The organism is Acidiphilium rubrum, assembly GCF_900156265.1.
In the GTDB taxonomy this organism is placed as follows: domain Bacteria; phylum Pseudomonadota; class Alphaproteobacteria; order Acetobacterales; family Acetobacteraceae; genus Acidiphilium; species Acidiphilium rubrum.
Map to the genome: position 1 here is coordinate 1 of NZ_FTNE01000054.1, position 8,849 is coordinate 8,849.

General features: G+C 60.8%; 10 protein-coding genes. 5 read left to right on the top strand and 5 right to left on the bottom strand.

The features are described from left to right. Positions 1-186: ATP-binding protein (locus BW994_RS18255; RefSeq protein WP_175612148.1), on the top strand; the 186-nt coding region annotated here is incomplete at its 5' end. A gap of 172 nt (positions 187-358) precedes the next feature. On the opposite strand, the gene BW994_RS19470 is transcribed toward BW994_RS18255, so the two are convergent. Then, positions 359-715: a hypothetical protein gene (locus BW994_RS19470; protein WP_139334222.1), complete on the bottom strand. Its 357-nt coding sequence runs from the start codon at positions 713-715 to the stop codon at positions 359-361. A 306-nt stretch (positions 716-1,021) separates the two neighbouring features. On the opposite strand from BW994_RS19470, the gene BW994_RS18265 reads away from it, so the two are divergent. Next, on the top strand, positions 1,022-2,212 hold the full coding sequence (locus BW994_RS18265; RefSeq protein WP_081849232.1) for an MFS transporter: 1,191 nt from the start codon (positions 1,022-1,024) through the stop codon (positions 2,210-2,212). Between the two features lie 163 nt (positions 2,213-2,375). Here BW994_RS18265 and BW994_RS18270 read toward each other — a convergent pair whose 3' ends face one another. From BW994_RS18270 to BW994_RS18280, 3 genes are read right to left on the bottom strand one after another with little or no spacing between them, the layout of a single operon-like run. Continuing rightward, the gene (locus BW994_RS18270) at positions 2,376-3,239 is read right to left on the bottom strand and encodes a segregation and condensation protein A (RefSeq protein WP_217696480.1); all 864 of its coding nucleotides are present in this window, start codon (positions 3,237-3,239) and stop codon (positions 2,376-2,378) included. Then, positions 3,236-3,949, bottom strand: a complete 714-nt coding sequence (locus tag BW994_RS18275) for a hypothetical protein (protein ID WP_029314158.1) — start codon at positions 3,947-3,949, stop codon at positions 3,236-3,238. The genes BW994_RS18270 and BW994_RS18275 overlap by 4 nt, the downstream gene beginning before the upstream one ends. Next, positions 3,949-4,983 (bottom strand): tyrosine-type recombinase/integrase, encoded by a 1,035-nt coding sequence (locus BW994_RS18280; RefSeq protein WP_051657655.1) that lies wholly within the window; start codon positions 4,981-4,983, stop codon positions 3,949-3,951. The genes BW994_RS18275 and BW994_RS18280 overlap by 1 nt, the downstream gene beginning before the upstream one ends. Before the next feature lie 188 nt (positions 4,984-5,171). Here BW994_RS18280 and BW994_RS18285 point away from each other — a divergent pair, with 188 nt between their 5' ends. The 3 genes from BW994_RS18285 to BW994_RS18295 all read left to right on the top strand — a co-directional run bounded on the left by BW994_RS18285 (position 5,172) and on the right by BW994_RS18295 (position 6,682). After that, entirely contained in the window at positions 5,172-5,369 is a 198-nt protein-coding gene (locus BW994_RS18285; protein ID WP_139334223.1) for a helix-turn-helix domain-containing protein, read from the top strand. A 186-nt stretch (positions 5,370-5,555) separates the two neighbouring features. Beyond that, positions 5,556-5,756 carry a helix-turn-helix domain-containing protein gene (locus BW994_RS18290; RefSeq protein ID WP_245594239.1) on the top strand — a complete coding sequence of 67 codons (201 nt, stop codon included), beginning with the start codon at positions 5,556-5,558 and terminating at the stop codon, positions 5,754-5,756. Further along, complete coding sequence (locus tag BW994_RS18295) at positions 5,753-6,682, top strand: replication protein RepA (protein WP_051657654.1); 930 nt, start codon at positions 5,753-5,755, stop codon at positions 6,680-6,682. Before BW994_RS18290 ends, BW994_RS18295 begins: the two co-directional genes overlap by 4 nt. Positions 6,683-8,117: 1,435 nt before the next feature. On the opposite strand, the gene BW994_RS18300 is transcribed toward BW994_RS18295, so the two are convergent. Further along, positions 8,118-8,849: IS256 family transposase (locus BW994_RS18300; RefSeq protein ID WP_076454837.1), on the bottom strand; the 732-nt coding region annotated here is incomplete at its 5' end.

Consider the following 8,849-nt stretch of genomic DNA (forward strand, 5'->3'; position numbering starts at 1 on the left):
GAACGCTACGGGCGCCGCTCGACGATCATCACCAGTCAAATTCCGCCGGCGCAATGGCACGACGTGATTGGTGACCCAACCTATGCGGACGCCATCCTCGACCGTCTGATCCACAATGCCCACCGGATCGAACTCAGCGGCGAAAGCCTGCGTAAGACCAGAAAGTCCAGCCCAAAAAACGCTTGACCCCAGGAGAACGAGAGAGCAACAAAATCAGTAGCCACAGAGACCACCACCCGGGCGAATAAATCTCGGAATTCCTGGGCGAATAAAGGTCGGAATGGTGGGCGAATTAAAATCGGAATCAATGGGCGAATTCTCCGGAATCCGCATTCAGGGACCGGAGGGGATGCCGAATTCACATCAAGCCGCTGGGCGCCATATATTCGCCTTCGTCTTCTCGCGCAGAAAGAATCCCACCAACCACAAAGCCGTGCCAGCCGGTCCCGGTGACAGAATAAACCTTATTTCCGGGTTCAATCATATCGACAGGGTTGCTTCGAAAGTCGCTCAAATAGTCCTGGTCAACCTCCTCAATAGTCACGCCGTCAAACCAGGAACGAATCTCCATTGCACGGACATCCTGCAACAGCACGTCAATGCGAGTCGGGTTTTCTTTTGTCTTTCGGCTTCTAAGCAACAATAGGCCATGGCCAGCGTTGTAGCTGAAAAGGACAAAACTTCTCGTTGACTGAAATATTGGATTATTGCTCATCAGAAGGGGTTCGGAACCAACGTTCCGGCTCCATTTTGGTAGAAGTTGACCTGGGGTAAGCGTCCAGCGGCGTTGAGCTGTTGCAACTCGTATCCCGTATACGAGCCAGACCCAATTTCATTGTTGATCATCTCTTCAGTCGAATCCCCAATAAAACCATTCATATTCACATGGAACGTCGTTGCCGGATTATCCACATACGACTGAAATACGCCCTTAAATTCGGACGCGGGAACATCAAGCAGGTGATCGGCCCCTATATCAGAAGCGACAGTCCGAAGCCCACCAATCCGATATCCAAGAGCGATGTTCGACCCTGCTTCCTCTGCGGCGGTGAATTTCTTCCTGGCCGATGTCGCTGGCGGCCTCGGCCCGTTTCTGCCCACCTGGTTCGCCGAGGCGCTGCACTGGTCGCCCGAGCGCATCGGCCTGATCATGACGCTCGGCGGCGTGTTTGGCCTGCTGCTCAACACGCCGGGCGGCGCACTGGTCGACCGGTTCGGTCGGCCGAAACGCCTGGTGATGGCCGGCTCTTCCCTGATCCTGCTCGGCGTCGCGACCATGGTCATCGGTCATGCCCTACCCTATGTCATCGCCGGCGAGATGATCCAGGCGATGGGTGCCGCCGTGGTCGGACCCGCGATGGCCGCCACCACCATCCTCTATGTCGGCAAGCGCCATTTCCCGAGCCAGCAAGGGCGAAATTCCGCCTGGAGCAACGCCGGCAACGTCTCCGCCGCCATCCTGATTTTCCTCGGCGCCCGACACTACGGAGCCAATATGCCGCTGCTCGTCCTCGCCGGCATGGCGGCATTGACCCTGATCACCCTCGTTATCCTGAAAGCCCCGACCGGCGCCAGCAGTCGCATCGGTCTTGCCAGCGGCGGCGAACCCATGGGATTCCGCGACTTCGTCCGCCAGCGGCCGGTATTTATCTTCGCGGTCACCTTGCTGTTCTTCAACCTTGGCAACGGCGCGATGCTACCCCTGCTCGGCCTGCGCCTCGCCCATTTCGGCGGCGCCCACGGCAACGACGCAACCCGCTGGATGTCGCTCTGCGTCATCGTCTCGCAATTTGCGATGATCGGCGTCGCGATCGGCGCCGGCCGCCTCGCCGAACAAATCGGCCGCGTGCCCTTGCTGATCGGCGCCTGCGCTCTGCTGCCGGTCCGCGCCGTAGTCGCCGCCTTCGGGATCGCACCGATCTGGTTGATTCCGGTCGAAATCCTCGATGCCGCCGGCGCCGGCACCATCGGCGTCATCACGCCACCCCTCGCGGCGGATCTGTCCTGGGGCTCAGGCCGGACCCAGACGATCCTGGGTTTCGTCATGACGGTCCAGGGCATCGGTGCCGCATTTTCCAACGCGCTCGGCGGCGCGCTGATCGGGTGGCTCGGCTGGAAATTCGCTTTCCTCGGCCTCGGCGTGCCGCCGCTGAGCGCGCTTGCCTTGGCCCTCTGGCTGCGCAGCATGACGCGAGGACACAGCACCGACTGATCAACTCCCCGTTTGTCAGTTTCCCTTAGTGTCTGACCGAAAATTAAGGTGAGTGATTTCAGTTGGTTATGATTCTCTATTGGTTGCGAAGACAATGGAGGATCATGTGGCCTGGACTGAAATCACTCACCTTAATTTTCGGTCAGACACTGAGAGGATTGGGCTACGGCGAAGCGGAAGGCGTCGAAGAAATATTCGGCGGAGGTTGGTCGCCGGAACTGACGCTGACGATGATGGGATCGAAATCTTCCGCCTGCGCCAGCTCGACATCGCCTTGTTTGGCAAGCTCCAGGCCAGCGACGAACGTACTCGACCACGCCGAGCGCCGACGCAAACGGGTTTCCGTTTGGGGTTGAGCCATCTGCTGGTTGGGGCCCGGCAACAGCTGCCCGAGGCTGAGCGCCCCTCCGCTTTCGGCCAGCAGTCGCAGGATCCGGTCGCGGGCTTCCGGAATATCATACAGGTCCAGTGCCGGCAGACGATAGATTGGCCGTGTATCGACGGCGTCGGCGGGATCATCGAACTGTTCCAGACACGCCCAGAGAAAGGCGATCATATCAACCTCGATGGAACCGCCGACCACGCTCCCGATCGCCTCGGATCGGTCACGCGGAAAAACATCCCGTCCCAACTGCGGCCGCTGCTCCAGCCACGCGCCCAGCGCCTGGATTTCCTGCAACGCGACCAAACGGTCCCGCAGGTCAGACGCACGTCGTTCCGCCGCCTCTTGCGCCGGCGCATCCCGTGGCAACAGTAGGTCAGACCGCAACAGCAGAATCCAGGATGCCATCACCACCCAATCCGCCTGATGGCCCAGCGGGATTGTCGCCCGCGCCCTTTCCAATCGGTCAGCCAATTGGTCGATCAGTTCAGGTAGACGCAGCGTCGACAGATCAATCTGATGCGCCCGCGCCTGGGCCAGTAGCAGGGCCAACGATCCGTCGAACCCATCCAGCGTCAGATGCGGCGATCCCCCCTCCCCTGCCCCGTCCACCGTGCCGGATGACCCATCCATAGTGGCGATCAATCCGTTGTGATCGGCAGCAGCTGGAATTTCAGACCCGGCCAGGCCTCGGCAATGGCGGTGAGTGCTGGTCGCGGGGAGGTCTCCGCCGTGAAGAACCCATACCCGAGAACGCCATGACCGGTTTTCTGTCGTCTCCCCGGCCCCGCGTCGGGGCGCACAATTACCTGCCGTGGCAGATCGCTAATCCCCCAATGGCGGGACAACCAGGCCAGCGCGGTCGGATGATCATGCCCGAGCGTCAAGATCGCAGGCGGGATCGGGACCAGGACCTGCAGATCGAACGGGCACGCGCGGCTGACCCCGATCCGGTCTCGGGCCCTGGCCTCGCGGGCCTCGATGCGATCCCGGAACTGACGGGCGAGAATACGGCAACCCGCGACCGAGAGGCTCCGCTGCCCGCCAGCGTGACTCACCGCGCGGATAAAAATATCCTCCTCGATCGCCGCACCATTCATCTCCCAAGGAATGATACCGGGGCCCCGCGCGGCCGTTGCAAACGCCTCGAGCTCGGCCGATGGACCTTTGATCGTCAGGTGGTGATACCGCCAGATCGAAATGGGCGTCGCGGTCTGCGGTGTATCCGATCGGGACGGGCCAGACGGCCGACGCCCCCGGGGTTTCGGCAGCGGGGGCGGCAGAGGCTGGCGCGCCGGCGTGATGACCGATTCGGGCGGATCAGGCTCGGTCTCCCACGGAAACCGGAGCGCCATCAGAGATCGAGCATGCCGGCCGGGCTGTCACTGACCAGACCGGCGCGCTGGACGTAGCCGCGCATCACGCTCTGGGTGCGGTGACGCGTGTGGCGCATGATATCCTCGTCACGCACCCCTTTGGCGTAGGCCTCGGTGATGAAGCCGACGCGCAGCGCGTGGGCGCTCAGGCGATCGAACCCCTCGATCACCAGCCCGGCCATCTCGGCGCGATAGGCCAGGATCCGCCGCACCGCATCCGGATGCATCCCGACATCCCCGATGGTGTAACCGGTACTGATCCGGCGGAACAAGGGTCCTGACTTGCGGGTGGCGATCTCCATCCAGTCCTGGAACGCCCGGACCGGACAGGTCTCGACATGGCGACCACGCGGCACGCCGATCTCAGCCCCCTCCCCTGCCTGATCGGTCTTGCCACGCCGGATGCGAAGCCGCAGCCCGCGTGCGTCCTCGGCGATATCATCGACCTGCAGCGCCACCAGTTCCGAGCGGCGCAGCGCCGCTGCAAAGCCGATCAGCAGCAACGCGCGATCACGCCGGCCGCGCGCGGTGCGATCGCAGGTGGCGACCAGCTGGCGCAGCATCGGCAGTGTCAATGCCGCCGCCTTCTGCACCGCGCGACCGTGATTGCGGAGCGCGCCACGCAGCGGATGCTGGATATCGCCATGGGCTGGGTTCCACGGCAGATCATTGAACCGGTGCATCGTGCCGATCGCCGCGAGGCGCCGGCGGATCGTGGTCGGCGCATGAGAGCCGGCGAGGCTGGAGAGATAAGCACCCACCACGGCCGGGGTTGCCGGTACCGGGACAAAGCCGGTCTGATCGCACCATGCGGCATAATGGGTCCAGTCCGCTTTGTAGGCGCGCAGGGTCGCGGGCGAGACCGCCTGGCGCGCGAACGCCTGCGCCCGTGCCAGAGCCGCTTGGCCAGCCGGCGTCAGGGCCGGCGCGACCGCGATGCCTGGGTTTTCCGCGGGATCGGCCAGGATCTCACCGTCGAGAGTCCGACCCGATTCGGAATGTTGATCGACCATGATTCGACCGATAGGCCCGCATCGGGGCGATAGCAACCCAAATAATTGCACTACGCGCGATAATAGTCATTATCGCGCATAGGTCGCCCCCTGTCATAGACAGCAGGCCATCGGCTTGCGTTTGGCATAGAACTGCGTTCTATGTAGAAGCTATGGAAACGATCTCTGGGTCAGCTTTCGCCGCCCTGTTGAGCCAAGCAGACGTCAGCCAGGCCGGCTTCGCCCGCCTCAGCGGCGTCACTGCCCGCCAAGTCAACAATTGGTGCCGAGATCGGGCCACCGTGCCGCGCTGGGCCACGATGCTCGCCCTCGCGCTGCGGGAACTCTCGGTCGAGGGACTCACGATCCTGTCCGATGAACTCGCGAATGCCGACGCAAAGCCCTAATGATGGCCAACGGACTCAGCGAAACGGATGAATCTCAATTTCGAACACGGAGTTACCACCCACTCCATTGGCGCCGACTCGGCCGTTCCCCCTTTTTTCTTGTGCCGGCTCGGATTCATCTGATACCGTAGGTGTCAGATAAACTGAAGAATCGGCCTTGATATGATTACGAGCACCCAGTGCAGGATGGCGAGAGCTGCGGTCAAACTCACTGTCGATGACTTGGCTCAGGCCGCCCAGGTTGGGCGTTCCACCGTGATTAGGTTTGAGCGAGGCGCCATCGTCCTTCCTGCCATCAAGGCAGCGATCAAGTCAGCGTTTGAACGGACCGGACTCCAGTTTGAAAACGATGGAGGCGTGGTACCGCCGGGGGAGGAAGCAAGATGACTGAGAGTAGCGAGGGCCACGAGGGCAGCGAGGGGCAAGGCGACCTCTTTGCACCTCTGAGCAGAGAGACCGCCAGAATCATTCGTTTTGCCACGGAAATCGCGGAGACCGCTCCCGAACGGCCCGATTTCCTGCATACGGTCCTGTGTCAGGTCGGGTTGCCTAGGCGGGCCACTGAAGGCCTACGATTCGAGCGCCGGAATGGGATCGCGTCCCTGCTAGTTGAGGCGGGGAGCCTCTACTCCAACCAGACCTGGATGCAGCAACCCCTGCCCTACGGTCCCAAGCCTCGGTTGGCACTCGTCCACATCAGCACGGAAGCCGTTCGGACGAAGTCACCAGTGGTTGAAGTAGGGCGGTCGCTCCACGATTTCATGCGGCGGATCGGCATCGGCACAAACGGCCGCGACTACCGAACTTTTCGATTGCAGATGCGGGCGCTTTCGGCGTGTCGTATGACACTCGGCTATGGGAACACCACCATCGATGCCAAACCTATCGAGCGCTTTTCCACCTGGCGAGCACCAGATGGCAGCGACGATCTGGAAGCCGGAATCATCCAACTCACTACGAAATTCTACGAGTCACTCGTCGATGCCGCAGTCCCTCTGGATCCCCGTGCCTTGGCAGCGCTGCAAGGGTCGTCTCTTGCCCTCGACATCTACACGTGGCTGTCGCACCGCTTACACCGAGTAGCACGCGTGACCGGAGAGCGCGTCACATGGGCAAATCTCGCGAGCCAGTTTGGTCAGGAATATCACGATACGCGAGATTTCAAGCGAACTTTCCAACGCTCGCTTCTGTCGGTTCGGGCCGTCTATCCTGACGCGCGAATGGACGAGGTTCGTGGGGGCTACATACTACTGCCATCGAGGCCGCCGGTCCCCAAAACTATCATTGGCGGCGCGAGGCTGGAGGCTAGTTGAGTCTGTACCGTCGGCGGGCAAAAAATACCAACGGGCTTACCGTTGCGCCAGAGTGAACGGTCAGGAGTCTAACTCGGTCAATCACCCCCCCTCTTTCGGGCAGTTCGGGCGATTACCCCCCCCTTTTTCCTAAGTCGGGCGATTACCCCCCCTTTTAATGCCGTCCAACCCTATGCCAGGGTCTATGCGAGGGCCGCTTCCCGATCTTACTCGGGTTTGGGGCTTGTGATGAACCCAGGCTAGCGGCGGCCGGTGGCTGGACCTCCTTGAGGGTTCCGTCGACGAGCAAGGTGTTACACGACCTACCATGATGATTTCAGATCGACGCTCGTTGAGCACATCTGCAACTCCGCATCTCCGCTTCCCGCCCTTGATCGTCGGTATCGGTCGGGTCTGCGCCGCCTGCCGCTACGGGAAGGAGTTGTTCATAAGAAGTTCTCTGTGCCCAGCGTAGCAGTTAATGCCTAGTCAGGTAGGCCCTCTCGCCTTCAGTGGTACCTCGATACGTAGTCCGGATTTCCCCTGTATTCCGCGCGGTCGCCGACTGGGTCACCATCTAAGATCAGCCATCAAGACCGCGATTACCGGCGTAGTCCTCGGGGATAGTTCGGGCGATCACCCCCCCTCAAACATATCGCGGGTGCCAGTTCGGTCGATCGCCCCCCCTTAAGCGTATTGAGCACGTCAATTCGGGCGATCACCCCCCACCACAAGCGTATCGCGGGCGCCAGTTCGGTCGATCGCCCCCCCTTAAGCGTATCGAGCACATCAATTCGGGCGATCACCCCCCCCTCAAACATATCGCGGGCGCCAGTTCGGGCGATCACCCCCCTCTCCACTCAATCAAGTTCGGGCGATTGCCCCCCTTACAGCCGTCGCCCACAAGTTCGAACAATCACCCCCATTCTAGATAATTCGGGCGATTACCCCCTCTTCATTGGGTGGACGATAAATCTCCGCTAAACCTAGGCCACACGAGAAAAGAGTATCACCGAGATCCGAGTCGCTAATTCGCCGCTGTGAATAAGAAATGTTATCAACAGGCGATCACCCCCCACGTTTTCGGGCGATCACTCCGCGACTCTCGGTCGGTCGCCCCCCAAATCCTTCGGGCGATTACCCCCCGCCTAACCCTATAACTTGACCTATAAAAAAACCGGTATACTTTACCTGTAGTTGGGACATAGTTTCTGTGGATAACGGGGATAACTGGCACGGAAATAAAAAAAAAGGGGCTATTGGTTAAGACCTTTTTCTAGTTTTTGCTCAAGAATATCTCAAGGGGGCTTTGGAAAGGTTTACATAGTACCCTCCTCGTCACCACTCACCCCGTCTGCTCGCACATCAGCGGCTACTAAAAATGACGACCTTGTCGTTTTCAGAGCATAGAATCAGAGCCCCCAGAGCTATGGTGGAAATTGGGTGATGGCGGTGATCAGGCGGCGTTCTGTGCTGGCGTCTCGATCACCTCGACGCCGTCCCGGAAAGTAATGCCCTGGATGACCTTGGGCAACTGGTTTTCTCCGTTGAGTTTGCGCCAGGTTTTGGCGGCTGCTGTGACGAGTTTGAAGACCATGAACCGGGCGGTGTCCTGCGACAGCGCGCCCTTGGTTCGGACCGTTCTATGGCGAACGGTGGCGAACACGCTCTCGATCGGGTTGGAGGTCCGCAGATGCTCCCAATGCTCGGCCGGGTAATCGTAGAAGGTCAGCAGCGCATCACGGTCCTTGACCAGACAGGTCACCGCCTTGTCGTACTTCAAGCCGTATTTCTCAACGAACTTTGTAATCGCCGCCTCGGCCGCCGCACGATCCGGCGCCGTCCAGATTTCACGCAGATCGGCCTTGGCGGCCGGTTGGAGCACCTTCGGCATCTTGTTCAGCACATTGGCGGTTTTGTGGACCGTGCAGCGCTGATGGCATGTCCTCGGCCAGACCTCCTCGATCGCCTTCCAGAAGCCGAGCGCCCCGTCCCCGGTGGCGACCTGCGGTGCGATGGTCAGACCCCGGGCCTTCAGATCCACCAGCAGCTCGTGCCAGCTCTGCGCACTTTCCCGCATGCCCACCTGAAAACCGATCAACTCTTTCCGGCCCTCGGGGGTGGCGCCGATCAGCACCAGCATGCACTCTGCCTGCGGTTCCATCCGTGCCTGCAGATAGACGCCATC

Excerpts from the sequence above, each read along its gene's own strand:
- BW994_RS19470 (WP_139334222.1), bottom strand. The coding sequence starts at position 715 with ATGAGCAATAATCCAATATTTCAGTCAACGAGAAGTTTTGTCCTTTTC.
- BW994_RS18265 (WP_081849232.1), top strand. The coding sequence starts at position 1,022 with ATGTTCGACCCTGCTTCCTCTGCGGCGGTGAATTTCTTCCTGGCCGAT.
- BW994_RS18275 (WP_029314158.1), bottom strand. The coding sequence starts at position 3,949 with ATGGCGCTCCGGTTTCCGTGGGAGACCGAGCCTGATCCGCCCGAATCG.
- BW994_RS18280 (WP_051657655.1), bottom strand. The coding sequence starts at position 4,983 with ATGGTCGATCAACATTCCGAATCGGGTCGGACTCTCGACGGTGAGATC.
- BW994_RS18290 (WP_245594239.1), top strand. The coding sequence starts at position 5,556 with ATGGCGAGAGCTGCGGTCAAACTCACTGTCGATGACTTGGCTCAGGCC.
- BW994_RS18295 (WP_051657654.1), top strand. The coding sequence starts at position 5,753 with ATGACTGAGAGTAGCGAGGGCCACGAGGGCAGCGAGGGGCAAGGCGAC.